At 54.0% G+C, this 25,724-nt stretch carries 30 protein-coding genes; 11 read left to right on the forward strand and 19 right to left on the reverse strand.

Translation table 11 applies throughout. The features are described from left to right. Nucleotides 1-2: 2 nt before the first annotated feature. From PFRI_RS05850 to PFRI_RS05890, 9 genes are read right to left on the reverse strand one after another with little or no spacing between them, the layout of a single operon-like run. Nucleotides 3-422, reverse strand: a complete 420-nt coding sequence (locus tag PFRI_RS05850; RefSeq protein ID WP_245812279.1) for a hypothetical protein — start codon at nucleotides 420-422, stop codon at nucleotides 3-5. Beyond that, complete coding sequence (locus tag PFRI_RS05855) at nucleotides 419-1,186, reverse strand: type IV secretion system protein (protein WP_039965697.1); 768 nt, start codon at nucleotides 1,184-1,186, stop codon at nucleotides 419-421. Before PFRI_RS05855 ends, PFRI_RS05850 begins: the two co-directional genes overlap by 4 nt. Further along, nucleotides 1,183-2,295 carry a transglycosylase SLT domain-containing protein gene (locus PFRI_RS05860; RefSeq protein WP_007121041.1) on the reverse strand — a complete coding sequence of 371 codons (1,113 nt, stop codon included), beginning with the start codon at nucleotides 2,293-2,295 and terminating at the stop codon, nucleotides 1,183-1,185. Before PFRI_RS05860 ends, PFRI_RS05855 begins: the two co-directional genes overlap by 4 nt. Beyond that, nucleotides 2,292-2,498 (reverse strand): hypothetical protein, encoded by a 207-nt coding sequence (locus PFRI_RS05865; protein ID WP_072629787.1) that lies wholly within the window; start codon nucleotides 2,496-2,498, stop codon nucleotides 2,292-2,294. The genes PFRI_RS05860 and PFRI_RS05865 overlap by 4 nt, the downstream gene beginning before the upstream one ends. Beyond that, nucleotides 2,495-4,885, reverse strand: coding sequence for a VirB4 family type IV secretion/conjugal transfer ATPase (locus tag PFRI_RS05870; RefSeq protein WP_072629788.1), 2,391 nt, complete (start codon nucleotides 4,883-4,885; stop codon nucleotides 2,495-2,497). Before PFRI_RS05870 ends, PFRI_RS05865 begins: the two co-directional genes overlap by 4 nt. Continuing rightward, nucleotides 4,860-5,138 (reverse strand): VirB3 family type IV secretion system protein, encoded by a 279-nt coding sequence (locus tag PFRI_RS05875; protein WP_007121039.1) that lies wholly within the window; start codon nucleotides 5,136-5,138, stop codon nucleotides 4,860-4,862. The genes PFRI_RS05870 and PFRI_RS05875 overlap by 26 nt, the downstream gene beginning before the upstream one ends. Nucleotides 5,139-5,153: 15 nt before the next feature. After that, complete coding sequence (locus tag PFRI_RS05880) at nucleotides 5,154-5,435, reverse strand: TrbC/VirB2 family protein (protein ID WP_039965702.1); 282 nt, start codon at nucleotides 5,433-5,435, stop codon at nucleotides 5,154-5,156. A 14-nt stretch (nucleotides 5,436-5,449) separates the two neighbouring features. Continuing rightward, complete coding sequence (locus tag PFRI_RS05885; protein WP_245812281.1) at nucleotides 5,450-6,124, reverse strand: lytic transglycosylase domain-containing protein; 675 nt, start codon at nucleotides 6,122-6,124, stop codon at nucleotides 5,450-5,452. Beyond that, nucleotides 6,087-6,401 (reverse strand): hypothetical protein, encoded by a 315-nt coding sequence (locus PFRI_RS05890; protein WP_072629789.1) that lies wholly within the window; start codon nucleotides 6,399-6,401, stop codon nucleotides 6,087-6,089. Before PFRI_RS05890 ends, PFRI_RS05885 begins: the two co-directional genes overlap by 38 nt. Nucleotides 6,402-6,533: 132 nt before the next feature. Here PFRI_RS05890 and PFRI_RS05895 point away from each other — a divergent pair, with 132 nt between their 5' ends. Then, the gene (locus PFRI_RS05895; RefSeq protein ID WP_007121035.1) at nucleotides 6,534-7,112 is read left to right on the forward strand and encodes a hypothetical protein; all 579 of its coding nucleotides are present in this window, start codon (nucleotides 6,534-6,536) and stop codon (nucleotides 7,110-7,112) included. A gap of 17 nt (nucleotides 7,113-7,129) precedes the next feature. Here PFRI_RS05895 and PFRI_RS05900 read toward each other — a convergent pair whose 3' ends face one another. Then, nucleotides 7,130-7,582 (reverse strand): helix-turn-helix domain-containing protein, encoded by a 453-nt coding sequence (locus PFRI_RS05900; protein ID WP_072629790.1) that lies wholly within the window; start codon nucleotides 7,580-7,582, stop codon nucleotides 7,130-7,132. Nucleotides 7,583-7,736: 154 nt separating this feature from the next. Between PFRI_RS05900 and PFRI_RS05905 the strand changes: the two genes are divergently transcribed. Continuing rightward, nucleotides 7,737-7,991, forward strand: coding sequence for a type II toxin-antitoxin system HicA family toxin (locus PFRI_RS05905; protein WP_072629791.1), 255 nt, complete (start codon nucleotides 7,737-7,739; stop codon nucleotides 7,989-7,991). Next, nucleotides 7,988-8,320: a type II toxin-antitoxin system HicB family antitoxin gene (locus tag PFRI_RS05910; RefSeq protein WP_072629792.1), complete on the forward strand. Its 333-nt coding sequence runs from the start codon at nucleotides 7,988-7,990 to the stop codon at nucleotides 8,318-8,320. The genes PFRI_RS05905 and PFRI_RS05910 overlap by 4 nt, the downstream gene beginning before the upstream one ends. 103 nt (nucleotides 8,321-8,423) lie before the next feature. Here the strand turns inward: PFRI_RS05910 and PFRI_RS21100 are convergent, their stop codons facing one another. From PFRI_RS21100 to hemA, 4 genes are all read right to left on the reverse strand, one after another. Beyond that, the gene (locus tag PFRI_RS21100; RefSeq protein ID WP_139292099.1) at nucleotides 8,424-8,615 is read right to left on the reverse strand and encodes a hypothetical protein; all 192 of its coding nucleotides are present in this window, start codon (nucleotides 8,613-8,615) and stop codon (nucleotides 8,424-8,426) included. Nucleotides 8,616-9,729: 1,114 nt separating this feature from the next. Continuing rightward, a complete protein-coding gene (gene cydB / locus PFRI_RS05920; protein ID WP_072629794.1) occupies nucleotides 9,730-10,734 on the reverse strand; it encodes a cytochrome d ubiquinol oxidase subunit II in 1,005 nt (334 codons plus the stop codon). Nucleotides 10,735-10,736: 2 nt separating this feature from the next. Next, nucleotides 10,737-12,137, reverse strand: coding sequence for a cytochrome ubiquinol oxidase subunit I (locus tag PFRI_RS05925; RefSeq protein ID WP_084649617.1), 1,401 nt, complete (start codon nucleotides 12,135-12,137; stop codon nucleotides 10,737-10,739). Between the two features lie 23 nt (nucleotides 12,138-12,160). After that, the gene (gene hemA, locus PFRI_RS05930; RefSeq protein WP_072629795.1) at nucleotides 12,161-13,384 is read right to left on the reverse strand and encodes a 5-aminolevulinate synthase; all 1,224 of its coding nucleotides are present in this window, start codon (nucleotides 13,382-13,384) and stop codon (nucleotides 12,161-12,163) included. 163 nt (nucleotides 13,385-13,547) lie between these two features. Between hemA and PFRI_RS05935 the strand changes: the two genes are divergently transcribed. Both PFRI_RS05935 and PFRI_RS05940 read left to right on the forward strand, forming a co-directional pair. Next, entirely contained in the window at nucleotides 13,548-14,888 is a 1,341-nt protein-coding gene (locus PFRI_RS05935; protein ID WP_245812295.1) for an aminotransferase-like domain-containing protein, read from the forward strand. Further along, the gene (locus tag PFRI_RS05940; RefSeq protein ID WP_139292100.1) at nucleotides 14,885-15,778 is read left to right on the forward strand and encodes a hypothetical protein; all 894 of its coding nucleotides are present in this window, start codon (nucleotides 14,885-14,887) and stop codon (nucleotides 15,776-15,778) included. The genes PFRI_RS05935 and PFRI_RS05940 overlap by 4 nt, the downstream gene beginning before the upstream one ends. 5 nt (nucleotides 15,779-15,783) lie before the next feature. Here the strand turns inward: PFRI_RS05940 and PFRI_RS05945 are convergent, their stop codons facing one another. Next, the gene (locus PFRI_RS05945) at nucleotides 15,784-16,689 is read right to left on the reverse strand and encodes a DMT family transporter (RefSeq protein ID WP_072629798.1); all 906 of its coding nucleotides are present in this window, start codon (nucleotides 16,687-16,689) and stop codon (nucleotides 15,784-15,786) included. Nucleotides 16,690-16,720: 31 nt separating this feature from the next. Next, nucleotides 16,721-17,098, reverse strand: a complete 378-nt coding sequence (locus PFRI_RS05950; RefSeq protein ID WP_072629799.1) for a DUF983 domain-containing protein — start codon at nucleotides 17,096-17,098, stop codon at nucleotides 16,721-16,723. 401 nt (nucleotides 17,099-17,499) lie between these two features. Between PFRI_RS05950 and PFRI_RS05955 the strand changes: the two genes are divergently transcribed. From PFRI_RS05955 to PFRI_RS05965, 3 genes are all read left to right on the forward strand, one after another. Then, on the forward strand, nucleotides 17,500-18,159 hold the full coding sequence (locus PFRI_RS05955) for a 2-dehydro-3-deoxy-6-phosphogalactonate aldolase (RefSeq protein ID WP_245812285.1): 660 nt from the start codon (nucleotides 17,500-17,502) through the stop codon (nucleotides 18,157-18,159). 315 nt (nucleotides 18,160-18,474) lie between these two features. Then, nucleotides 18,475-19,023 (forward strand): peroxiredoxin, encoded by a 549-nt coding sequence (locus tag PFRI_RS05960; protein WP_072629800.1) that lies wholly within the window; start codon nucleotides 18,475-18,477, stop codon nucleotides 19,021-19,023. Between the two features lie 65 nt (nucleotides 19,024-19,088). Beyond that, nucleotides 19,089-19,430 (forward strand): Fur family transcriptional regulator, encoded by a 342-nt coding sequence (locus PFRI_RS05965; RefSeq protein ID WP_084649618.1) that lies wholly within the window; start codon nucleotides 19,089-19,091, stop codon nucleotides 19,428-19,430. 7 nt (nucleotides 19,431-19,437) lie between these two features. Here the strand turns inward: PFRI_RS05965 and PFRI_RS05970 are convergent, their stop codons facing one another. Then, nucleotides 19,438-19,731, reverse strand: a complete 294-nt coding sequence (locus PFRI_RS05970) for a hypothetical protein (RefSeq protein WP_072629801.1) — start codon at nucleotides 19,729-19,731, stop codon at nucleotides 19,438-19,440. Nucleotides 19,732-20,137: 406 nt separating this feature from the next. Between PFRI_RS05970 and PFRI_RS05975 the strand changes: the two genes are divergently transcribed. Further along, nucleotides 20,138-21,490, forward strand: coding sequence for a DUF6880 family protein (locus PFRI_RS05975; protein WP_072629802.1), 1,353 nt, complete (start codon nucleotides 20,138-20,140; stop codon nucleotides 21,488-21,490). Between the two features lie 156 nt (nucleotides 21,491-21,646). Here the strand turns inward: PFRI_RS05975 and PFRI_RS05980 are convergent, their stop codons facing one another. Further along, nucleotides 21,647-22,153: a disulfide bond formation protein B gene (locus PFRI_RS05980; protein WP_058314090.1), complete on the reverse strand. Its 507-nt coding sequence runs from the start codon at nucleotides 22,151-22,153 to the stop codon at nucleotides 21,647-21,649. Between the two features lie 150 nt (nucleotides 22,154-22,303). Here PFRI_RS05980 and PFRI_RS05985 point away from each other — a divergent pair, with 150 nt between their 5' ends. Together PFRI_RS05985 and PFRI_RS05990 are read left to right on the forward strand one after the other, a co-directional pair. Next, entirely contained in the window at nucleotides 22,304-23,125 is an 822-nt protein-coding gene (locus PFRI_RS05985) for a DsbA family protein (protein WP_245812289.1), read from the forward strand. 187 nt (nucleotides 23,126-23,312) lie between these two features. Beyond that, on the forward strand, nucleotides 23,313-25,328 hold the full coding sequence (locus PFRI_RS05990; RefSeq protein WP_084649624.1) for a protein-disulfide reductase DsbD family protein: 2,016 nt from the start codon (nucleotides 23,313-23,315) through the stop codon (nucleotides 25,326-25,328). 2 nt (nucleotides 25,329-25,330) lie between these two features. Here the strand turns inward: PFRI_RS05990 and cueR are convergent, their stop codons facing one another. Next, nucleotides 25,331-25,720 carry a Cu(I)-responsive transcriptional regulator gene (cueR, locus tag PFRI_RS05995; protein ID WP_072629805.1) on the reverse strand — a complete coding sequence of 130 codons (390 nt, stop codon included), beginning with the start codon at nucleotides 25,718-25,720 and terminating at the stop codon, nucleotides 25,331-25,333. Between the last annotated feature and the right edge of the window lie 4 nt (nucleotides 25,721-25,724).

Consider the following 25,724-nt stretch of genomic DNA (forward strand, 5'->3'; position numbering starts at 1 on the left):
TATTATGAACAACCCTCTGCGTGCTCGGCCTCGAGCGCATCGGCCATGGCATAGAGGTCGAGGACCTTGAACGGCAGGCGCGGGTTGTCAGTCGTCTGAAAGCGCGGCAGTTCTGCGAGAGCCATGTCCCATGTGAAATCGCTCAAGGGACAATCACAGGTCTCAGTTTCCAACTGCCGTTCGGCAACGAGAATACGCAATATCGCACGATAGCCGTTACGCAGATAAGCGGTCTCCGCGAGACCAGCAGGAGGGCGTGGAACGCGGCAGAATTCCTCGGCATCTGGTGCGACGGCCATTGAATTGAAAGGCTTAGGCCCGCCTGATGTTGTGCCCGGTGTTTCTGCAAAGGCGGGTATAGGCTGCGTGAGAAGCAGAGCTGTTATGATCAATCTGAACGCAGGTGAGACGCGCATCATCATGGATCCACCGCCATTGATCTGAACCGGCGCTCGTCAGCCAGTGTAGCCGCATCAACGACGCCAAGCTGTCCAGCGCTGACACCTTGCGCCGCTTCCAAACGCCAGATTTGTGTGAGGATGATCCCGAGTTCCGCCGTGACCCGTGTGTTAAGATCAACAGCCGCTTTCAAGCCGTCCTGATCGTCGATCAAGCCAACCATTGTTTCAAGCCGCTCCAGACTTTGCCCAGCTTCTGCATGGCTTTCTTGAGCCGCGACTGACAACATCGCGCTAGCGCCTGCTGAGGTCGCGATGCGATTGTCGGCGGGTTCCGGCGAGGAAGAAAGGGTGCTCAATGTCTCTGATGTGAACCCGCTGCCGGATAGAACCCGTTCGACCGAGGCTTCCAGTTCAGCGCCGGGATTGAAGCCGCTCAGGAAATCGCCGTCCGCCAAAGCCCGTGCCGTGTTTAAAGGTGCGACGAGCTTACCCCGCAAGGCCCGGAATTCTTCGATCGATGCGAAGAGGCCGCTCAATCCGCTGCCTTCGATCAGAGATGTGAGTTGGGCTTCCAAGTTCAGCAGTTGAGACAGCTGCGTCTCCAGCTCTAACCGCATCGTCGCCAACTGTTGCAGCTGCACGTTGAGATCTTCAGCCATGTGTTCAAGTTGGGCAACCAGCTGACCAAGTTGCGATCCATCGAAGGTTGGAACACCTTGTGCCTTTGCGGGTGACGATACACCGAGGGTGGTTATCACCGCGACGGAAAGAAGAAGTTGTTTCAATTTGGCACTCCCATTTGCATGAATTCACGCTCGGATAGGCGGTCCGCGACCAGATGTTGGGCATGGGTCGCTTCGCGTTGTTGATTGGCTGCCATCAGCCTGACGCGCAGATTTAGGATGCGGGCGATTTCAGCTTTGGCGTAGGTGTTGAGTTCCCACGCGGCTTTCGCATTTGGTTGGGCGTCGATTTGCAGAATGATCGCGCGCAGGCGGTTGATGACCTGCATCGTCGTGGCGTGGCTGCTTGCCGCATAATAGACGCCTGCATCCGAGATGTTGGCGTATTCAGCGAGGGCGAAATCTGAGGATGACAATGTGCCAAGCGCCTCCGCACCACCGACAACGGCAAGGTATTCGTTGTAGAATTTGGAGATATTGCGCACATAGCCTTGGGTCTCGGTAAAAGGCGGCACGCCGCCATACTCGATCACGCGTCCGGGGCCTGCGTTATAGGCTGCGAGCGCATGGGGGATGTTGCCAAAGCGGTTCAGCTGGGTCGTGATGTAGCGCGCGCCACCACGCAGGTTGTCCATAGGATCGTAGCGATTGACGCCCATGTCCGATGCGGTGCCGGGCATGAGCTGTGTCAGTCCGTAAGCGCCAACATGGCTTTCGGCGGTGATATTGAAGCGGCTTTCCTGTTTGATCAGTGCCTGAAACAAGCAGCGCCATTGCGTGGCGGAAAGACCAGCCCGTGCGACGCCTGGTGCGCCAGCATATTCGCCTGCAACGCGCACAATCATCATTTCGACGGTTTCGCGGCCCTCGCCAAAGAGGCGGCTGTTCATCGGACTTGTATCGGTGTTGGGATAGACGGAAGCGACCCCAAAATCAGCGTTGCCTTCAAGGGCGCTGATATCAAAGCCCGGACCCGTCATAGCGGCAGAAATTGCCTCGAGCGTGCGCAGCTGATCTGCCTGCACCTCGGCGATGGAAGAACGCTCGGCTTCTTTGTCACCTTGGGTTCCCAAATCCTGAACCAATGCGGTCACACGCGCAATGGTTTGCCCGATTGCGGCGTTGTCTTGCGTTGGTACACCTTGGGCGAAGCCCGAGGTTGCATGCAGGCAAAGCCAAAGCCCAGCAGATATGATGACGGGGCGGATCATTCTGGGCGCGGCAGGGCTTCGAAAGTACAATCTTTGCCGCTCGCAGCTGAAACTGGTGCCGTGGCCGCGAAGGATAGCGTTGCGCGTGTCACCACCGGGTCACCGCTTCGGTTAAAGCATGGGGACGTTTTCTCGGTGTATTGCGCGCAGGCCGATAGCAACAGCGCAGCCGAAAGCACAAGAATGGTTTGGGAATATCTCATTGTGGTCTCCAAAAATCTGGGTTTGAACGCCAGTCGGCTGGCACGCGGGCCTCACCTGTGGCACCGCCGCCCAAGATTGGCAGCAAGTCGCCAAGGGCAGAGAGGTCAGCATCGACAAAGACGCTGTCTCCCGCGGAGCGCACCAGCGCGATGCGTTGGCCAATGGTGGGTTGGACGAGCAAAGCAGCTTCCTTGGAGTTCACGCGCAGAAAATCGTAATCGGCCACCGTGGCGCGGTCGTTGGGAAACAGGATCTGCGTCGGGACGGTTTCAACAATGGTTTTGCCAACGCGGCTGTCGCGCAACTGGCTGGGGTACTGCGTCATCATGATCACGACGCAGTTCATCTTGCGCAGGGTCACGAGCCAGTTTTCCAACCGTGCGCCGAAATAAGGATCATCCAGTAGTTTCCACGCCTCGTCCAAGACGATGATGGTGGGTCGACGGTCTTCAACTACGCGTTCAATCTGGCGGAAAATGTATGAAAGCACAGCCATGCGCTCCGTTGTCATGTCGAGGATCTCAGTCATATCAAACCCGACGATGTCGCCAGTGAGATCGAGGCGCTGCCCACGGTCGGGTTCATCAAATACCCAGCCAAACCGACCGCCGGGGGCCCATTCTGCGACGCGGGACTGCAGCTCGCCATCATCATCCAAGGACTGGAACAAGGTTTCAAAGCTGGCAAAGCGCTGTAAGGCTGCGCCAGCATCTGCATTCTGTGTTACCGCACCCTGGATGTGGCGCGATTGTTCTCCGGATAAGGCACCGCTGCGCGTCAGCAAGGTGGCCAACCAATCGGATAACCAAGCGCGTCCGCGTTCATCGATTTCAGAGGCGAGCGGGTTGAGGCCTGTGGGCACGCCTGCGCGGATTTCATTGTAACGGCCACCCAAAGCTCGGACTGCCATTTCCAAGCCGCGATCTTTGTCAAAGAAGAACAGGCGTGCGCCGATCCGTTGCGCTTGCGCGGTGAGGAAGGCAGTCGTCAATGTTTTGCCAGTTCCCGTGCGCCCTAAAACCAGTGTGTGGCCCACAGTAGGTTCTTTGCTTGCAGAACCCGCTTCGTGGAAGTTGAAACGGTAGCCTGATGTACCCACTGTTGGCAGAACCGCAATGCTCTGACCCCACGGGCTCTCGTCATTGCTACGCCCTTCAACACTGCCGTGAAGGGCTGCAAAATCAGAAAAATTGGTCGATGAGATTGGTGTCTTTCGGGCGCGATAGCCAAAGTTGCCCGGGCTCTGTGCAAAATAGGTGGCTTTCAGCGCCATGTTTTCGCGCACGATCACAGCCATGATTTCTTGGCCGACCCGTTTGATCTGTGCGGCGGCGCGTTCAAGTGTGTCGCGGTCAGGCGCATAGACGGCGATGGAAAGGTGATGGTCGCCAAAGGCGATGCGTCCCGCCTCTTGATCGTCTGCAGCCAAGGCCAATTGGTCGCGCAATGACACGGCGGCATCATCTGACGCATGCATCTGTCTGATGATGCGCTGGATGCGCTCGGCCATGATGTTGTTCGGGATTGGACTGAATGAATTGGTCAGTACGATATCGAGAGGCAGATCTAACGCATCGAGAAGCGTCACGTCTGTCAGTGCGGGATAGGATTTGATGCTAAAGAGCGCGCCATATTTGACGGCACCTGTTGTGGCACATGTAATCGTCGCCACATCTCCATCGAACGTCGCGCGGCAATCACTGATGGTATGAGACAGGGGCAGGGGGCTTTGACCAAATGCGATGGGTGAAAAGCTGCCTGCGTTGAGCGTGTTCAGATACCCGAGCCATTCACCGCCCGTCTTTGTTAAGCGAACAGGGTTTGCCGAAGAGAGGGCCACCGCAAAGAAGCCCATAACCTCGTTGAGCTCTTGAACACGCGCTGCGCGGTCTTTGACCCAAGCTTTGCGGGCGAGTGCGCGCAAAAATGGGATGCGGGCTGCGAGATTGGGGCGGCGAATGACGCTGAGATACATCTGCCGCTTGGAAGGTCGCAGGCCTTTGATGTGAGCTGCCCAACGGGCATCGACTTGGGACGCGAAGGTATCACCCTCGACGGGCTTAAGGTCTAAGTTTTGTGGAACAGAGACGCGGTGGATGTAAAAACCGAACGTATTCCCGGTTTGGGCCACGATTGCGGCAACCGCGCGCTTGAGCGCATCAAGGCGATCGTCCTCGGTAGTCATCGGGTTCAGACCATCAAGGCGTAGGGTTGCCAGAAGATCGCCTTCGCGCAGCACCATCACATCGTCCGTTGCCAAAGCAAAATAGGGCAGGTGCTCCGCAAGGTAGCTTTCACGGGCAAATCCTGTTCCCCCAGCTTCACGCACCGCAGGGCCGATGCCGCTCAAAGTTCCACCATCAAGCGCCAAAGCTGTCACCCCCATGATGTGCGCGGTTTTTGGTCGGGCGCACGGTGCCAAAGGAGATGCGCAGCACTTCAAAGAAATGAGGCTCTTTGTCCGCAACGAACCAAAGGACTGGATAGGCAATGATCCCGATCAGGAAAAAGATCAGAGATTTCGTCCAGATAAATGGCAGAACGACCCCCATGGCCAAGACCACCAGATATCCGACAGGGAGACCCAGATACTTGGGTGGGCGTGCGAGGCCGAGGAAAAGTGGGGAACGTTCTGCCATCTGCTCTGCCTGCTCTTAGGTGAAGCCGTCGACGATGGTGCCCGCCGAGAAAATCAACACGATCCCGATGATCACGGAGGCGAACCATCCCCAGTTCAGCCGCCCCATCATGCACATGAAGCCTGTGCCAATGACCGCTAGAGTAGCCACGGCAATGCCAATTGGTCCTGTGAGTGCGGCTTCGACCGTCTCCAACATTGTTTGAATGGGCGACAAGTCTTGCGCGAAGGCAGGGGAGGCAAGGAGCGCTAAGGTTGCGACCATGAGTGGCAAGTATCGTGAGTGGTGTCTTGGCATGAAAATGTCCTTGATCAGTTCAGTTCAATAATGACGGGAGCGCGTGTGGGTGCTGTATTGGCGACGCGGATTGGTGCTGGCTGCGACGTTCCACCGGACAGCCGTTCACGAATGTCGTGGATGCGTGCAATGTAGGCGCGTGTTTCAGAAAACGGTGGGACACCCGAGTACTGCTCAACACGATGCGGGCCTGCGTTGTAGGCAGCCAGGGCCAGACCAACGCTGCGAAATTCTGCCAATTGTGCGAGCAGATAGCGTGCTGCGCCGTCGAGATTTTGGGAGACATCGCGGGGATCCACTCCAAGCTCGCGTGCCGTGGCGGGCATCAATTGCCCCAAACCATAGGCGCCCTTTGGGCTGACGGCGGTTGGATTGTAGCTGCTCTCCGCTTCAATCATCGCCTGAAACAGAACGTGCCAGTCTCGTGTCGAAAGGCCTGCTTGCGCGATGGCCCTGTTGTTTTGGTGGCGAGTTGCTGTTTGCCGTATGAGGGCAAGAACTTGGTCTGTGGCTCCTGCCGCAGGCGCAATTGGTGCAACGGCAACAGGTTGCGCTTCTAAAGTATCTTCGGAGGTGGCCCAGCTCGGACGTGCTCCGTGAAACGTCCACCCAGATGCCGTAGCCGAACCATCGGCGCGAAATGCTAGGACGTCAGCCGTTACTTTCGAGGGTAATGCTGTAATCAGCACCAAAGCGCAGATCGCGCCCGTCGCCAAACTCAAGATGGTGTTTGAAGAGCCCCGGCCAGATGTTGAAGTAGCGCGCTTCTGGGCCGAGAGGCGTGATCCGTGTGGACACAAGAATGGCTTCTGGCTCACCGTCGCGCAGGTAGATGCACTGGTAGCGCGGCTTGCCATCGTCCGTGAACCCCACGAGCTCATACCGGCAGCGGAACGCAACTTCCCTCTTTTGAAGGTCTTTGACCCCATCGAGTGTGATCAAGATTTGATTGCGCGCTATCGGCATTTGGACTCTCCCCCTGAGAGCCCTTCTAGTCCGACCTAGTACAAGCGGAAAGACACATTGAGTCAATATGATATATTGCAGAATTTAACAAAATGCTAAACCATAGGACGAAACCAAACAAAGGAGTCTCCGATGAAACGGCTTATTTTGTCAGCAATCTTTGGTGTTTTAATGACATTTGGCGCACCTAAAAAGGCGCAGGCCTACGATATAGATTGCGCGATTATGCTCTGTATGGCGGGTGGATTTCCTCCGAGCGCGGTCTGCGCGCGGGCCTATCGCACAATGATCCGCCGCATCACGCCGTGGCCGAGTAGGCCTCCGTTCGGGATTTGCACCTTCGCCGCAGTACCGATTGAATTGGGTGGCCCCGGCGGTGAGGGCGAGGTTGATACGGACCTTCCAGAATACGAATGGCTCAACCGCACACATGTGATCTGGTTCACAGGCCGCTCTTACACGCCGCGTGACGATCCAAGGCAGTGGGACTGGAGTATTCGGTCTTGTGACCGTGAAAACCGAACCTGCCGATATATCGCACGTGTCTACGGCTCGCACACGCGTTGGCCGAGCTCATTTGTCTCCGAAAGCGGGCAAACTATTTTGTTGCCCGTTGGGCGTGGTTTTGGAAACTTCTACTCGCGCGATATCATGGTCGAATATGGCGACTACGGAGGCAATATGGGTCATTCAGACTGGTTTTCCTACTGAGCAGGTATCTGCCTTTGTCAAAGCAGTATGCAAGGTTTCACGACAATGGCCGATTGTTTGACCTTCTTCGGATCGACAAGCCAGCGGCGAACAGTTGACCCGTCGTTCCATCTATAGTCGATCAATACGAGGGTAAGATCGCCTTGCCGCTTCTCAAATCCCTCTTGAAACGGCACAGCAAGCAGCTGTGAGCCTCCAGACACCTTTTGATCGCCTGAGGTTTCATGATCGGCGGTTCCTGACGTTTTACCGCGGGTTATCAGAACTGGCTCGATTAACTCGATGGGGTCTACTTCGAGCGCCAAAGCAAGCTTTTGCACGGTCGCCATTGAGGTATAGTATTGTGAACGTTCCAGTCGGCCAACATAGCCTCGTTCAAGTCCTGCCTTAAGTGACAGGGCTTCTTGGCTAAGGGATTGAAGCCGCCTTAGTTTTCTTAAATTTGTACCAACGCGATCTCGTAAATCCATGAGAGATCAATGGCTTGATTTTCGCTGATAGTGCGACGGAGTATACTACAGATTCTGTTGTTTCGATGTTTCGTGGGGCGCGTCATTAGAAACCCACTCAAACTCAAGGAGGTATTTTGCTTGCAATATATGCAAGCATGATCTATGTAACCTGATGAATAGTAAACACCGCAAGGTTCTGGCCGTTGTCTTTACCGATCCAGTGTCGGGAACAGTAGAATGGGCAGCTGTTGAGCGATTGCTTGTCGCGGCGGGCGCACAGGTGATCGAAGGACGCGGCTCAAGAGTGCGGTTCGAAAAGGATGGCGAGGTTGAGACGTTTCACCGCCCACACCCCGCCAAGGAAGCCAAACGCTATCAGGTGCGCGCCGCCCGCGCATTCTTGGAGCGGATCGGAGTAACGCCATGACCAATACCATGACCTACAAAGGCTACTCAGCCCGCATCGAGTATGACGATGAAGACGGCATTTTCACAGGTCGCCTCGCCGGTATCAGTGATGGTATCGGTTTTCATGCTGACACGGTTGAGGCGTTGCGGGAAGCCTTTCATGAGGCGGTTGAAGACTACGTTGAGACTTGCGCAAAGGTCGGCAAGGAGCCGCAAAAAGCATTCTCGGGTCAAGTCATGTTTCGCGTCGATCCCGAGGTGCACCGCAAGGCGGCACTCGCGGCCGAGCTGTCTGGCAAAAGCCTGAACCAATGGGCCGAAGAAGTTCTTGGTCGCGCGGCGGAGTAAACGAAGACACTGAACATCGAAGCGTCGGGATTGTGGGTAACGCGCTGCCCGCCCAACAGGGCGGGGCATTGGCCACCAAACTTACTGCTGGGCATGCTTAGATTTAAGTATCCAGCGGTAGTCTCACGGTGTCGCCCTCAATCACGGGGAAGGAAATTTTGGTGAAACCGCAGTCGGTCAGAAAAGACACGATTCCCGTCACGGTTTTGAACTCACGAATGGAAATTTCACCTGCCATCCTGGAGCGCGCCGTGACCAACATTTGCGTAGTCCCATCGGAATGTTCTGCGTGCATCGTCCAAACTCCAAACCATGATGATGCTTTGCGCGTTGGCGATACGTTGCATGTAATGATGAGTTTCGAACCCGTCTCAAGGCGCTGTTTCAATGCGACCTCAGTTAAGACATTGGGTGTCGCTGTTTGGCTTAACGGCAAGATTTAATCCACTCCCATTCGGTCAATAATGCTTTATTGTACCGCTGCCGATCCCTAAGACAAGCTGCAAAGGAGGCTGTCTGCCCCCGCACGAGTGGCGCTCCCCCGAGGATTATTTCGAGGAAAATAAGTGTAGGTCAATCAGGCTGGTCTAGTCTGGCGCCGTAGTCGGCAAGGGCGTTATCTACTCACCCAAAACTGAAAACCGTACCTCCGCTCACAATGCAGCGAAACAGGAAAATGAGCCCAAAGTGTGAATTCGTTTTTCGTGCTGCGCGTGCAGGCAGCGTGGATTATGCTGTAACTGCTACATTCCGTTGTCCAACGCATCACTACAATCAGCCATTCCGACAATTTTCAGCGAAGGAACGAGGGCCAACGATCAAGTTGCAACAAAGTCGCGATGAAGAGTCTCTGCAGAATGACCGCTTTCGACTACAAATTGCTAACGTCCAAGTCCCCGAATAGTTGCGTGAAGGTATCGGCGACATGCCAAGCCCAACATCTTTTGCCGGCGATACAAGTGTCACGTTACCGCAAGCCAAATTTGGCTAGCAGATTGGTTGAGCCGGTTTTGGCAACAGTGGCTGGTAATTTAGAACGGTGATTTTGATCTGTCCGACGATACCATCGCTACTGTTTTTTGCTTGTACGCCACACTGCTAGATAGTGGTCCACGCTCGTTCATCAACACACCAGCCGCATTTGTTGAATGGGCAAGGCAGTTGCGCGGACCATTTCCTGATGCCTCTTTCGAAACGACAATCGGTCCGATCGTGCAAGAATTAAGGCAGGGGCATTTTGAAGTGGTTGGGTATTGGTGCCCAACGGCGCCGAATCTCCCTTGGGGAACCACTTGATCAAGTTGGCACCAGAAAAAATCGGATCACTGTACTAATTGCCGTCACCGTCAGAACACCAGCCCACCAATAACTGACAAACCAGAATAGACGACCGACGCGTTCTGATCTCATCAGTGATATCCTTCTTCGGGATCAACTTTGCCTCGGAAAACCCAATAGGCGTATCCAGTGTAAGCAAGAATCATCGGCATACAAACGCCAGCGCCCCAAAGCAGGAACTTTAGCGAACTTTCAGGCGCTGCCGCTTCATGGATAGACAAAGCACCTGGTACGATGTCTGGATAAAAGCTGAGGCCCAAACCAACGAATGTAAGCACAAACATCCCTAACGTCGCAAAGAACGGAATTACGTCGTTGCTTTGTTTCAGCGCCGACCAAAACAGGTAGGTGCATGAGGCCAATAGCAGTGGCACCAAGGCAGAGAAAAACGCAGTCGGCCATCTGAACCAGCGATCAAAGTATTGATCATCAATAAACGGCGTCCAAAGCGACACCAGAGCGATCGAAAACAGAAGTGAAAAGACAAGAGGTTTCGCGAGACCGCGCGCTTTTTCACGTAATTTTCCTGTGGTTTTCATATTAAGCCAGGTAGCCCCAAGCGCTGCGTAACCGATCACAACCGCAAGGCCGGTAATCATCGTAAAAGGCGTCAGCCAGTCCCACCAGCCGCCAGCGTAACTGCGGTTCTCTATCTCAATACCTTGCACCAATGCGCCCAGAGTGATGCCCTGCATAAAGGCGGCAAGGGTTGATCCGATCCAGAAGGCATTATCCCAGAATTTCGACCCTGGCAATGTTCGCCAGCGGAACTCAAATGCGACACCACGAAAGACCAATCCAATCAGCATCAAGATGATCGGAAGGTAGAGAGCCGGTAGCACTGTCGCATAGGCCACAGGAAAGACAGCCATCAATCCGCCACCGCCAAGAACCAGCCACGTTTCGTTTCCGTCCCAGACCGGGGCAATAGAGTTTGTCATGATATCGCGGTCTGCCCGCTCGCGGAAGGCGGGAAACAATATGCCAACGCCAAGATCAAAACCGTCCAAAACAACATAGGACAAGACAGAGAATGCAATAATTGCAGCCCACAGAGAGGGTAGATCAAATGTCATGATTATGTCTCCGACGATGTAGAGGTTGGACGCTGATGCCTAAGGTTGGTTTGGATCGGCGCAACGAAGGACAAAGCCTGAATGTTAATCGAAGGTGTTCGACCCATAAGTCTCACGAGATACACGGCGCCCGAACCGAACACGAAGAAATACACAACGATGAATACGACCAAGGACGTTGCAACCGCAGGAGCATCGACCGGTGACAAGCTATCGGACGTTCTAAGGACGCCATAAACAGTCCAGGGCTGACGACCGACCTCGGTTGTGAACCAACCTGCGAGCACAGCGACATACCCCGATGGTCCCATAAGGATCGCTGCGCGGAGCAGCCAAATGCTCTCAAACAATTTGCCGCGAAGTCGGGCGATACCGGACCAAAGGCCAACGACCAGCATCGCCATGCCGATGGCAATCATAATCCGGAAGGCAAAAAACGGGATCACGGCGGGTGGCCGTTCGTCTTTGGGCCATTCTTTGAGACCAAGGACTTCACCGTCCGCATGGTGTGTCAGGATGAGCGACCCGAGCTTTGGAATCTGGATTGCATATTTTGTGCGCTCCTCCTCTTCATAGGGAATACCAAATAGGATTAAGGGCGCGCCTTGGTGGGTCTCAAAATGGCCTTCCATTGCGGCAATCTTCGCAGGCTGATGTTCAAGAGTGTTCAAGCCATGAAGATCACCAACGAATATCTGGATTGGCGTCACAATGAACGCCATCCACATCGCCATCGAAAACATGATCCGGGCCATCCGGTTTTTGCGGTCGCGCAGAAGATGCCACGCCCCGACTGCCCCAACGGTGAATGCGGTAGTCAGAAATGCGGCCAGCACGACGTGGGTCAACCGGTAGGGAAACGACGGGTTAAAGACAATCTGCCACCAATCCTCCGGTACGAAATTGCCATTAACATCAATACTGTAGCCTGCAGGTGTGTGCATCCAACTGTTGGCAGAGGTAATCCAGGTCGCCGAAATCAGCGTCCCGATGGCGACCATGGCCACCGCAAACATATGGAGTTTGTCGCCGACACGCTTACGCCCAAACAATGCGATACCGAGAAAGCCCGCCTCTAAGAAGAAAGCCGTCAGGACTTCATACCCCATCAAAGGACCGACTATGGCGCCTGCCTTATCCGAGAACTGAGCCCAGTTCGTTCCAAACTGGTAGCTCATAACAATGCCCGACACGACGCCCATGCCGAAGGTCACAGCGAAAATTGTTTTCCAATATTCAAAGAGCCGAAGATAAGCTTCGTCGCGCGTACGAAGCCAAAGACCATTCAATACAGCGAGGTAGCTCGCAGTTCCAATAGAGAATGCGGGAAAAATAAAGTGAAAAGACACTGTAAACGCAAACTGAATGCGTGCCAACATCTCGGCCGAGAGATCAAAATTCATTATTTTAGCTTTCGTGCAGCGCTCTAGGCCGCCAAGTGGACATAGGACCAACCAAGCTTTGAGCGGACATCTTTGAGCGCATTGACCAATTTAGTCATATCTTCTGCGCTGTGATCCGGAGTCGGTGTGATCCGCAGCCTCTCTGTCCCACGCGGTACGGTGGGATAGTTGATTGGCTGCACATAAATCTGATGATCGAGAAGCAGTATCTCGCTCGCTTGGCGGCAAAGATGTGCGTCCCCGATCATCAACGGAATAATGTGGCTAGGCGCGTCAATAAATTGCAGGTCGGCCTCACTCAGAAGCTGCTTGAGCATCTTAACATTAGCCTGCTGTTTGAGACGCCGATCTGGATTGCTCTTGAGATGCTTTACCGCCGCAAGCGCACCCGCCGCTAGGTGCGGGCACACCGAGGTGCTAAAAATGAAGCTGGCTGAATAACTCCGAACCACGTCGATCAAGAGCTCTGGCCCAGTGACATAGCCCCCCATAACACCAAATGCTTTCGCCAGAGTGCCCTCAATGACGGTGACACGCTCCGCTAACCCTTGTTGCTCAGAGACGCCCCCGCCGTTCGGGCCGTACATACCGACTGCGTGGACTTCGTCCAAGTAAGTCATGGCACCAAATTCATCGGCAAGATCGCAGATCACCTTGATAGGTGCGACATCGCCATCCATGCTATAAACGCTCTCGAAAGCAATGATTTTCGGACGAGCAGGATCGATGCTTTTCAAAAGCTCCCGAAGATGTGCTGTGTCGTTGTGGCGGAAAATAAACCGCTCCGCGCCGGAGCGAATGATACCTTCAATCATCGAATTATGGTTCATTGCGTCCGAAAAAATTGCGCAATCTGGCAGCACCTTGCCAAGCGTTCCTAATGCGGCAAGATTTGAAACCCAGCCAGAAGTAAAAACAAGCGCCTTTTCTTTGCCGTGCAGGTTCGCAAGTTCTGCCTCGAGGGCGACATGGTGATGGTTGGTTCCCGAAATATTTCGTGTTCCACCCGTGCCAGCACCTTCCCGGGCGATTGCATCATGCATGGCTGCCAAAACATCTTCATGATGCCCCATACCGAGATAATCATTGCTGCACCAAACTGTCACATCTTGCTTTCCGCCGCCGGGCTTGTGCCAAATTGCTTTCGGGAATTCCCCGACAACCCGCTCCAGTTCAACAAATGTACGGTAGCGTCCCTCCAGTTTTAGATCGTGGAGAAGAGAAACAAATTTATTGCTGTAGTCCATTGAGGTACACCTTTTTTGACGCAACACTGAGCCGACTAAATAGCGATTGCTTTTGCAATCATTATACATACAAGATAGATACAATGTGTGAGGATTAAAAACAATGCCCAACGATGCGCAAAATGTCACATGGGTTCCGACTGTAAAAAAGACGGACGGACCAATGTATCTATCCATCGCAGACGCGATTGAAGGTGATATTCAGGCCGGCGTCCTCAAGCCCGGACAACGATTGCCGCCACAAAGGGCATTGGCGACCGCGCTGAATATTGACTTTACAACGGTCAGTCGGGCCTACGCCGCGGCTGGGAAAAAAGGCCTCGTAGAGGGGCGTGTTGGGCAGGGCACTTACGTAAAGGACCTGCAACAGGAACGCGTCGCCCAGACGACGGCTAAAAAAGATCAACCCGTTGACATGAGTATGAACATGCCACCGCGCTTTGAAAACGAGGTCTTGTTCCGAAAAATGTGGGATGGGTTTCAAGATCTTGGTGCCGATCAAGGCGAAAACTTTTTGATGCGGTATCAAAGACCTGGTGGCAGCGCTGCAGATTGCGACGCCGGACAAAGATGGCTCCATGACAGCTTTGGCCTTTCCCAGGCCGGCGAAGTTGTTCTGTGCAATGGCGTCCAAGGTGCTGTGTTGTCGATCGCATCTTTGATTTTAAAACCGGGCGATACCGTGTGTTGTGAAGAATTGACCTATCCAGGCTTTCTGGCAGTCGCAAAGTATCTCGATCTGAAAGTGGTATCGATCGCCATGGACGATGGAGGTCTCGACCCAGACGCCCTTGCTAAAGTTTGCAAGGAACATCAACCCGTTGCACTTTACACGACCCCGACGCTGCACAATCCGACAGCAACAACACTGTCATCGGATAGGCGAAGCAACATTTCTGAGATTGCTCGAATATACAATCTGACCATTATTGAAGATAATGCTTATGGTGCCCTTGCAACCGATGCCCCTCCTCCTCTCGCCCACTTCGCGCCTGAGCTGACATGGCACGTCGCATCGACGTCCAAATGTCTCGCGCCCTCACTGAGAGTTTGCTTTGTTTTACCTCCAGAAGGTGTCGGAACCGAAGGGATCAGGCGGGCAATCAGCGCGAATGGCGGCATCGTCTCGCCAATTTCCGCCGGACTTGCGACAACTTGGATCAATTCAGGACTTGCACCAAAAATTACCTCAGCAATCCGCACCGAGACACAAAGAAGGCAAGAAACTTTCCGCGATGTTTTACCCAGCGCTACGGTCCAGAAAGATGCCTTTCACATATGGCTACCTATCCCCAAAGAACAATCGGCAACTGAGCTCCTCTTGGGCCTCCGAGGCATCGGGATCGGGTTGGTGCCCGGGCGCGCCTTTGCAGTCGGCAACCCACCAAACGCAATACGCGTTGCCTTAGGATCAGCCGATAACCTGAAAGAACTACGTGCCGATTTGCGCAGTTTGGCCGACGCCCTCGACAACCCCCAAGAGAGTTCTTGGATGGTCGTGTGACGCAGAAAGAAGAAACGGTAGGGACGCGAAGACGCGGAACACCAGTTGGCTGTTTTTCAAGTCTACGATACCTGTCCTTAGAAGCTACCCCAAAGACTGTTTGCGGTATCGTTGGGGTCGCGCCCAGACTTCCCGCTGGAACGCCCGTAAACATTGCATGGCTTGATGGAAGCACTTCCGACGATCGCCTCACCGTTGCGCACCAGTTGAGAAACAGCGGCCTCTCTCCTGTTCCTATCATCTCAGCGCGCAGGGTTACCTCAAAGGCAGATCTGTTTGCGATCACTGAACACTTGGTTAGCGAGGTCGCGCCAACGCAGTATATGGTTGTCGGAGGAGATCCTCGGGATTCCGCTGGCCCCTTCGATACGGCTGCAGATCTCTTTTCGTCGGATTGGCTCGATGTCTTTGGGATCGATCACGTTGTTTTACCCGGCTTCCCTGAGGGCAATCGTGCCGCCCCGAAAGTGGACAGCGCAGCCGCCTTGTTCGACAAGTTATCGGTGTTGAAGCGTCGTGGATGCAACGTCGAAATTACCACGCAACTGGCCATGGATTCTGACAAGATTCTCGGATGGATCAAACGACTCCGAGACCACGGGTTTTCTGATCTGGTCCGGATAGGTCTTGTTGGGCCGGCACCTCTTGTGACAGTCAAACGATACTTGAATCTATTCGATCTTGATGCTGCGCGCCTTGAAGAGGCCTCTGAAGATGGCGCAGGAACCGTTCAGTTTTCGCCCCTCTTTAAGGCATTGGAAGATGGCTTTGCTGCGGCTGGAGCTGGAAAAGTGGGCGTACACCTTTATCCATTTGGAGGTGCTAATTCCGCATTGGATTGGTTTTCTGCGGTCACCGAACGCGGAGACGGAAATCAAGAGGTTCGCTGAAAGACCTATAAGGTTTCTGGCGTTATGCGCTTTGCCAAAGGGTTCCCAAGCAACAACAATCCCGACATCGCGATGAGAGCAGCGCCAAGCAACGTCTGGAAACCTATTTGTTCGCCAAAGACAGTGACGCCGAGCAGTATGCCAAAAACCAGCCGGAAGTAGCGAAATGGAGCAACCGCAGAGACGTCTCCGGTGCGCATCGCTTTCATTAGACCCGCATATGCCACAGCGCCAAAACAGATTGCGGCACACAAATAGAGCGCGTCATCCGGGCCCATTGATTGGAAACTGCGACCTTCCCAGAGGGCAAAAGCCAACCCGACGACTGCCACTGTCAGAAAGCCCAAAAACCCTAGGTGCGCGATGGAAAGTGATTTCGGCGCAACGCGACTGGTCAAATCCCTGCCAGCAAATCCTAACATTCCGAAAAACGCCAAAAGAGAGGTCCAAGAAATACCGTCAATTGTAGGTCCCAAAACCACGACAACACCAACCGCACCTACAAAAAGAGCGACACAATTTTTAACGGACGGTCGCTCGCCCAGCACGAGCCACGCAGACCCGACGACAACCACCGGTGTTGCCTGCAAGATAATAGTAGCTGTAGACAAAGCGCCAAGCGCAACTGCCAAAACAAAGAACAGCCGCCCGCAGGCTTCAAAAGCGGCACGTAGCACCATAATGCGTGTCAGCATATCCGCGCAGAGGATCGTCTTGCCTTGAGATTTCAACACCAACGCAAACATGAGTGCGCCACCACTACCAAAGATCATCATGATCTGACCGATCGGCAGCGACGCAGCGCTTGCCTTGACCAAGGCGTCTTCGACAGCAAAGGCCGCCATAGCCAAGACCATCCAGAAACTGCCAACGTAGTTAGGAGGCCATGATGAAGGCTTTAACAATATCATTACTTTTCCCAGAAACAGCTTCTAAGTGGCGTCAAAACCCATGGAGCCCCTTGGCCCACTGGAAACCGATCATAGCGCCTTTGATTCGCGGCAATAACAAAAGGGACAGAGCAATGGCGCCTGCGGACACAGTCGAGGCCATAACGAGTGGGGAAGGCTCCCAAGTCGACCATATGAAATGCATTGCAAAGCCAACAAGATGGCAGACAATGAGAATTGTAAAATATGCTGGACCATCGTCTGCGCGGGCATGTGTCAAATCGAGATAACAAGCCTCACAGCATTTATTGACCTTGAGGTATCGATGCAGAACGCGCCCCTTGCCACATCTGGGGCACTTTAAACCAGCCCCCCGCCGCACGGCTAAACGGAGATCACGCTCCCCGGCATTTTCCACAACAGTGCTCACCGCTTATCTCCCAGTATGGTTTAGGTGTATTCAATATGCATACATATTTTAAATGTGATACGCAACAATTAGAATAACATGTATATAATTGCATAACAGAGGCGGCCCATCTTGAAGAATGTACTTGATATTGGCAGCGATACGCATTGCTTGATTTGCACAAGCCATCATGATCTCGATTCGACAATATCGCGTGATTCTTATGGTCTAAAATTCACATAAGTGTAGCAACGTTGGCAATGATTCAGTCCTTCGTCACTTAGAGTTCAAACATTTAGTCTACTAGATACGCTTACTTGAGCAGGTTGCATGTTGACATTTCTCAGGCATTTTTTGTATGCATGAATTGATTGCAGATTGTTTAAATTTGATTGAAAGTTTCAACCGTAAAGGCAACCGACATGGCAACGACTTCCGAAACGACAGAGATCCATGCAGCCAAAATGACCGCTTTCTTGGCACACCCACTCATCGCTATATTGAGGAAACTTGATTTCGACGACGCGGTGCCAACAGCCGATATCCTATTCGAATCCGGTTTTAGCGCCCTTGAAATTCCGCTTACCTCGGACCGGGCGCTCGAAAGTATCGAAAACGTGGCCAAACGCTTCGGCGAACGGGGTTTGGTCGGCGGCGGTACAGTGTTGACCGTTCAGGACGTTATTGATGTCTCTAATGCCGGAGGAGACCTCATCGTTTCTCCGAACGTAAATAAAGATGTCATAGAAGCTGCCCGCGCCCGGGACATGATTTGCTTTCCCGGCGTGAGCACACCTAGCGAAGGGTTTGCAGCCCTATCACATGGAGCAAGCGGTTTGAAGATATTTCCTGCGGAAGCCATTTCTCCGAACGTGATAAGGGCTTGGCGCGCCGTATTCAGTGACGATATAGCTCTTCTTCCGACGGGCGGCATTACGCCCGAGAGCATGAGCGAATGGGTAGATGCCGGCGCAACTGGTTTTGGTATTGGCGGGGCGTTGTTCAAGCCAAACAAATCAATGCAAGAGATTGGTCATTCTGCACTCGAATTTGTGAAGGAATGGACAGTGATCTCTGACTAGGTCTGTTGCAGGCCACTGGCCCTACAAGTGGTCCTCATGGCCCAGCTGGAAAAGTCGAATACACACTCATCGCTGGCTTTGGTCGCCCAGAGTTAATGTAAAGTGCCCAACGACTGTGAAAAGCCTGATCGTCATCAAGTATTCACATCATGCCCCATGGGTGCTGACGTCAAGCATGGGTCCTGCCACGTTTTAGTTCCGGTCACTTTCGAGCAACGTTTGCTATGAAGGAGGTATGGAGTGGCAAAGAGATAGCCATAAATAAGCAATGGGAACCTCCCACCCAACAAAACAATCACCCTAAAGGAAAATGAAATGAAAATTGGCACGCCAATTCCAAACGTAATTTTTAAAACCCGCCTGCGCGACGAAGCCATCGGCGGCGAAAACCCCTATCGCTGGTGCGATCAAACCTCCAAGGACGTTTTCGCGGGCAAACGTGCGTTGGTTATCGGCTTGCCGGGCGCTTTTACGCCAACATGTTCTAACCGCCAGTTGCCCGCTTTTGATGAGATGGCGGATGTCTTCAAGGATCAGGGAATCGGCACAATTTATTGCGTATCCGTCAACGATGCTTTCGTGATGAAGCAGTGGGCGGATCATTTGGGCCTGGCGAACATCAAGATGATACCGGACGGTTCCGGCGACTTTACCCGCCGCCTCGGCATGTTGGTTCGTAAAGACAATCTGGGATTTGGCCTGCGCTCGTGGCGCTATGCAGCGGTTGTTCAAGACGGCATCATCGAAGGCTGGTTTGAAGAAGACGGTATTTGTGACAACGCGCCCGGCGACCCCTATGAAGCTTCCACACCAGATGCGGTCTTGCAATGGTTGCGCGAAGGCAGTGCTGAAATAGCAGCCTGATAATGCCAATTGTCAGGAACATTCTGACACAAGCCGGGTTCCGACCGACATGACAGCGCACCGCCATCGGCGAAGTCTTGTGGTCTGGCCCTGGTTCGCGTCATATTGAGGCGGCAGCACTACACGCCAGCTTGACAAACGAAGCCGTGAACATTTCGCTGGCGACAGTCTATAATACCCTGCGTGACTTTGAGCGTGCAGGATCGATCCGTAGAACAGCGGTTGCGTCCGAACGCGTTTGGTTTGACACAGACACGGGTGATCACCAACATTTCTACATTGAGGCCGAAAGCCGCCTGATTGACTTACCAAGTGGCTGGCAGCCGCACTACCCAATGCCATCACCGCCAGACGGCTATCGTATTACCCGAATTGATACAGTTGTCCACTGGGAGCCATTATTCTGAGGTACCCCTAGCCCTCCACCACATCGAGGTTAATTGCGGCAGGTGTGAATGCAAAATTCGGCGTCAGGATTTGCACGTTGTAGCCATCCATCGCATCTGGGTACGCGAGGTGCGTCACACTTGGGATTGGGTCTACTGGCCGTACGGGATGGTCATGCTCTGCACCTTCACTAGCCATTGCGGACACATCATGATCCAGGTCAGATATGTCCATTTGCGCATGCTTCGAATACATCGGCACAGCAATCGCGAGCACGACTGCCATGCCAAGGCTTACGATTTCCAAAACCAGTTTGTTCATAGTGGTCCTAATTGGGGTGGCTCTGATATGATGGTCATAAGCGCATCCCTCTTGGGCCAATTGAAGAGGTTGTTGCTGCGCCTTGGCAGATTGGTGCCAAACGGAAACGCATCTCGTGAAAGCGGCCTTTGGGACAACCGTAGCGAAAGAGCGGTTTGAATTAGGCACCCAAAACAGGTACGCAATGACCGCTTCTGCGACATCGGCCACGACGCAGCAACAACTGTGCTGCACCTGCGAGCGAATGCTGCGCCCGCCATAGCTGCGTGAGCAAAAGGCCGCTTCGTCCCGCACTGTGTCAGTTCATGCACTATGCAGCGAAGGGCAGGTCTTCCCAAATCTGCGGTGGTGATAAACTTGGGGAGAGGGCTGGCATTCGAGTTGCTTGTTGACCTAAATTTCCTGCATGGCTTCGAAGACTACATTGAATACAAAGAACCTTGCGGCGCTCGGCGCTGAGCGGTTGGCCGACCTTCTTCTTGATATCACCAAAGGTAATGCTGACGCAAAGCGGCAGCTGAGGCTGGAGCTGGCAAGCGAAGCCGGTTCCGGAGATGTCGCTCGGGAGATCCGCAAGCGGCTCAGTAGCATTGCAAGATCACGATCGTTTATTGACTGGCAGGGCCGCAATGCTTTCGCGGCTGACTTAGACATGCAGAGACGCGCCATCGTTTCTCAAGTTGGGCCGGTCGATCCAGCAGGGGCGTTTGATCTGATCTGGCGGTTCGTGGCTCTTGCGAATGGGGTCTATGAACGTTGCGATGACAGTACGGGCAAGGTGCAGTCAGTTTTTCACGAAGCCTGTGAAGACCTGATCGATCTGGCCGAGGTTGCCGCGCCGGACCCGCTTGTCCTGGCAGACCAGTTGCTGGAGGCCTTGGCCGATGATGATTATGGGCATTATCCAACTTTGATATCAGGTCTTGCTTCAGTCTTGGGTTCAGAAGGATTGCAGCACCTTAAAGCTGGGATCACCACTTCGGGAATTGATCTGTCGAACAACTACGCGCTGCGCATGGCGCTCGAGCAGATTGCGGATGTCGAAGGTGATGTAGACGCCTACATTGACCAACAAAGTGATCTGACACGAAAGGCACCACAGGTTGCTGCTGAAATCGCGCGTCGTCTTCTTGAAGCGGGGCGGGTTGAGGAAGCATGGGAGGCCATCAATGCGCCCGATGAGAAAGATCGCGGATGGATTCCCTATGACTGGGAAGTGACCCGGATCAGCGTGATGCACGCGATGGGGCAAACCGAAGCAGCGCGTGACTTTATGTGGACGTGTTTTGCACGCAGCCTAAATGCAGACCATCTACGCGCATGGCTCAGCGGACTACCTGATTTTGAAGACGTCGAAGCAGAGAGCCGAGCCCTTGAACACGCGCTTGGGTTTGAGAGTTTCACGACAGCTCTCCATTTTCTGATGACTTGGCCCGCGATTGAGCAGGCTGCAGTTCTTATCACAAACCGTGCCGCAGAGATTGATGGAAATCACTATGAGCTTTTGGGACCGGTGTCCGACGCCCTTGAGGATCGCCATCCACTGGCCGCCACACTTTTGAAACGCGGCTTGATCGATTTTGCGTTGCAAAATTCACGGGTCAAACGGTATCGCCATGCTGCGCGTCACTTGCGTGAGTGCAAGAACCTAGCCGCGAGAGTTGACGACTTCGCACAATTTGATACGCATGAGGCTTATCTTGATGGCTTGAAACAGTCTCATGGAAAGAAGACCTCATTTTGGGGGGCGGTTGCTTAGTGTTCAGCTCACGGTGAGGGTAAGAGGACCCGTGTTCGTTTTTTGTTCTTTTTCGCATAATGAAGTTTATGTTAATAATTGAACAAACGGCGCAGAGGGTTTATTATGTAAAATTGGGATACTTGAATGGTGTTTTTGGCGACTGAGCCTCAGGGGTCATGGTGAAGTGAGACTTGGCCCGGCGCTGTTACTTTGACGCATCGCGAATGCGAACACCCATAGCCCCGCAAGCACCAGACTTAACAATGCGTTCCAACTGGCCATCGACAAAGTTAGAAATTCCCATGCCACCTGATCGCACATGACTAAGTTAGATGCCCCATCGGTAGACAAAAGGTCCTCGGCCGACATTGAGCTCATGTCGAGCCCGGATCCCGTACAGGACGTAGGCCCTTCCCACCAATCCCGTTCGACACCCGTGTGGAAGACGCCGAGTGCCGCAGTCGTTGCCGCAGAAGCTGCGCCGATGAGCAAGAGTGGAATTATCGGTAGCCCCATCGTCAAAAGCAGACCCATGCCGATTGCAACTACATGCGGATACCGCTGCCAAATGCACATCGCGCAGGGTGCATAGCCCAAAGCCTGAAACACGAAAGCTGCAAAGAGCAAAGCCGCCGACCCAGCAGCCGCGAGAAGACCAATTTGTTTTCCCGAATAGCTCAAGCTTTAATCCGTTCATGACAGCAATATCGCCAGAGGCTGAAGATGCATTTGCACTCAACCTCCGATCGCTTGACTATCTCCGCAATGCTATGTTTTCACGAATAATATTGTATCGGTTTGTAAAGTTGACGCGTCGCAAGTTGAGACGGTATGATTGACCGCCAATGCGACCCCAATTTACGGCTGAGGATGGACACCAAGAAGCGATCAACGCTATTGACGATCGGTGCGATCTTAGCGGGTTACACTGCCCTCCGTACGGTGCCCTCTTTGCTGCCCGAAAGGCTCGAACTCGTTCCGCTCGACACTCCGATTGGTTTTCGAAAATATGTGGCGGGAGAGACTTCAGGCGGATTTGACCCATTCGTAGGTTTGGGCAACGTTGACAGTGCTGAGGCGACAGCACGGAAAGCCGCGGCCCTGAAGAGGGTTTCCGAAGATATTTGTGGTGCGCTCTATGGGGGTCTTGAAACGACTGCATCGAAGATTCCGATGGCCTCGTTCTCAGATTATTACTGTCCTTTCTGCCGAGTGCAAACCAAACGTCTGGCGGATATGTCACAAGAGATGGATGACGAGGTTGTGGTCGCATGGCATGAGCTTCCGTTGCTCGGAGATAGCTCGAACCTGGCCGCCAAAGCCGCGTTAGCGGCAAAACGACAAGGGGCCTACGTCGCGTTCCATGAGAGGTTGATGAAGAGCCCATTTCAAGCAACGCCCGAGTATCTCCGTCGACTTTCGGATGATCTTGGTGTTGATGGCACCCAATTGGTTGCCGACATGGAAAGCGCCGAGATTGCCCAAGAACTGGAAAATAGTGCGGCTCTTGCCCGGGTCTTTGCCTTTGTAGGCACACCTGCGCTTGTGATTGGTCGTACCGTCGTTCAAGGCCAGATCAGCGACAAAATGATCGGACAGATCGTCGAACTGGAACGCGAAGAAGGTTGGGGCGTGGTATGTGTTTCAGTGTAGAGCCTAATTGGATTTGCCATGCCCGTCTCCTTCGGGGCCTTAGGAACTGTCGCAAAAATTCCGCCGCCAATAGGTTGGCCCAGGGATCTGCGCCTGCTTTTGAGCAACAACGACGAAAGCGCCCCAAATGATGTTGCGAGCCCCGTGGTGTCTTGTTTTGGCGTTGATGGCGTGTCTCTGGGCATCCATGAGCGTCGCAGCGTCAACTGATACTTACGAGAACACGGCGATTTCAGCGCGGCTTATCTCTGTCGAAAATGGCGTTGCGACGAATTCCGGAACTTTGTCACTCGGCCTCGACATCAAGCTGGCCGAGGGCTGGAAAGCCTATTGGCGCTCACCCGGCGAGGTCGGTCTGCCGCCTGAAATCTCGTGGGATGGATCGACAAACCTGGCGACGGCACAGATACTCTGGCCTGCGCCTGAGCGTTTCACAGCATTCGGGATCGAGAATTTCGGGTACAACAAACGTGTTGTCCTTCCCATCCAGGCGGTTCTTGAAACAGCCGGACAGGCGGTCGAGCTTCAGGCGGGAGTCACGCTGTTAACCTGCTCGACCGTGTGCGTGCCCCATGATTTCAACCTCGCTCTGACGATCCCGGCTGGCGCTGGAATTGATGCGGCCTCCGCTGCGCTTATCTCCGAGTTTGCCGAACGGGTGCCGCTTGGTCCCGATGCGGCTGACATCGAGGTCGAGACGGCTGTAATCGCCGATGGCGCGCTCTACGTCACAGCGCGCAGTGCAAACGCCTTTGTGAACCCGGACGTATTCCCGGAAATGGGACCGACATTTACCTTCGGAAAGCCGGACATCCGAACGAATAGCGCGGGAACGGAACTTTGGGCGAAATTGCCCCTCTTGGCCAGTGAAGAACAATTGCCACTGTTGCAAGTTACGGTGACAGACGGGTCACGCGCCGTGACGGCCATGCCTGAGTGGTCAAATACCGTCCCGGATGCGCCTTTCGAGCTTGTGGCGAACCTGCCTGATCTGGCGCAGATACTGGCGATCGCCGCCTTTGCTTTCCTCGGTGGTTTGATCCTGAATGTCATGCCCTGCGTTCTGCCCGTCCTGTCCATCAAACTGACATCGGTTCTCAATCATGGAGACAAACCATCACACGAGGTTCGGAACGGATTCCTGATGTCGGCGCTTGGCGTGCTGGTGTTCATGTGGGTGCTGTCCGCTGGAATTTTGGTCTTGCAGTCCGTCGGGATCACGGTGGGATGGGGTCTGCAATTCCAAAACCCTGTTTTCCTGACAATCATGTTTCTGGTCCTGACTGTCTTTGCCGCCAATCTGTTCGGGATATTCGAGATTTCGCTGCCTTCCGGGTTACAGTCGCGGCTGGCCAGATCAAGCGTTCGGGACGGTTACATCGGGGATTTCGCGACGGGTGCCTTTGCTGCGGTACTGGCAACGCCCTGTTCAGCCCCCTTCCTTGGGACGGCGGTGGCCTTTGCCCTGTCCGGTCGCCCAATTGATGTCATCATCGTGTTCACGGCTTTGGGCCTTGGGCTGTCCCTGCCCTATCTGCTGTTTGCCTGGAAGCCCGGCATGGTCCGACTGTTGCCCAAGCCCGGCCGATGGATGCTTGTCGTTAAGTGGGTGCTTGCCGGTCTTTTGGCTGGCACCGCGATCTGGCTGCTCTGGGTCCTGATGGGCGTGTCGGGTGTCCGGGTTGCCGTCTCGGTTCTGGTACTTGCAGTGCTCTTCGTTCTCTTTGCCACTATCCGGCTGCCGGGGAGATATACGCGAACTGCCGCGCTGGCTGCCGTTGCCGTCCTCAGCCTTGCACTTCCGGGTACCTTGACCCCCCCGCCAACGATAAAAGAGATTGGTCAGGATTGGGTCACATTCGACCGCTCCGAAATCCCAAGACTGATCTCTCAGGGCCAGACGGTCTTTGTCGACGTCACCGCAGATTGGTGCCTGACCTGCAAGGCAAACAAGACGCTGGTGCTGGACCGAGTGCCGGTCGTTGACCGATTGCGAGACGAAAAAGTCGTCGCAATGCAGGCCGACTGGACGCGGCCCAATCCCGATATTTCGCGATATCTGGAGGCTCACAACAGGTTTGGGATACCCTTCAACATCGTCTATGGGCCGAATGCACCAGACGGGATCATATTGTCCGAAGTCCTGACATCTGACGCTGTTCTAAACGCATTGGACGCCGCCGCGCTCGCCACAGACAAATAAGGTCAGGATCCTTTGGCGAGGTCCTCCAGTATTGGACAATCTGGCCGATAATCGCCTTGGCACGCGTCAACGAGGTGCGATAGCGTCTGTCGCATTGACTTGAGTTGCGCGATTTTTCTGTCAATGGCCGTAAGATGCTCTTTCGCGACCGATTTTACTTGCGCGCTTTCGCGGGATTCATCTTCGTAGAGGTCGAGAAGCGTGCGGCAGTCTTCAATCGAAAAACCCAGTGTTCGGGCACGGCCCAGGAACGCCAGCTTGTGAATGTCGCTCTCCCGAAAGGCGCGGTACCCGTTATCGCTGCGCAGAGGTCGAACAAGACCAATATCCTCGTAGTAGCGGATTGTCTTTGGTGGCAAGCCCGCGCGTTCTGATACTTCCCCGATATTCACCTTG

This window comes from Planktotalea frisia (genome assembly GCF_001890925.1).
Classification (GTDB): Bacteria; Pseudomonadota; Alphaproteobacteria; order Rhodobacterales; family Rhodobacteraceae; genus Planktotalea; species Planktotalea frisia.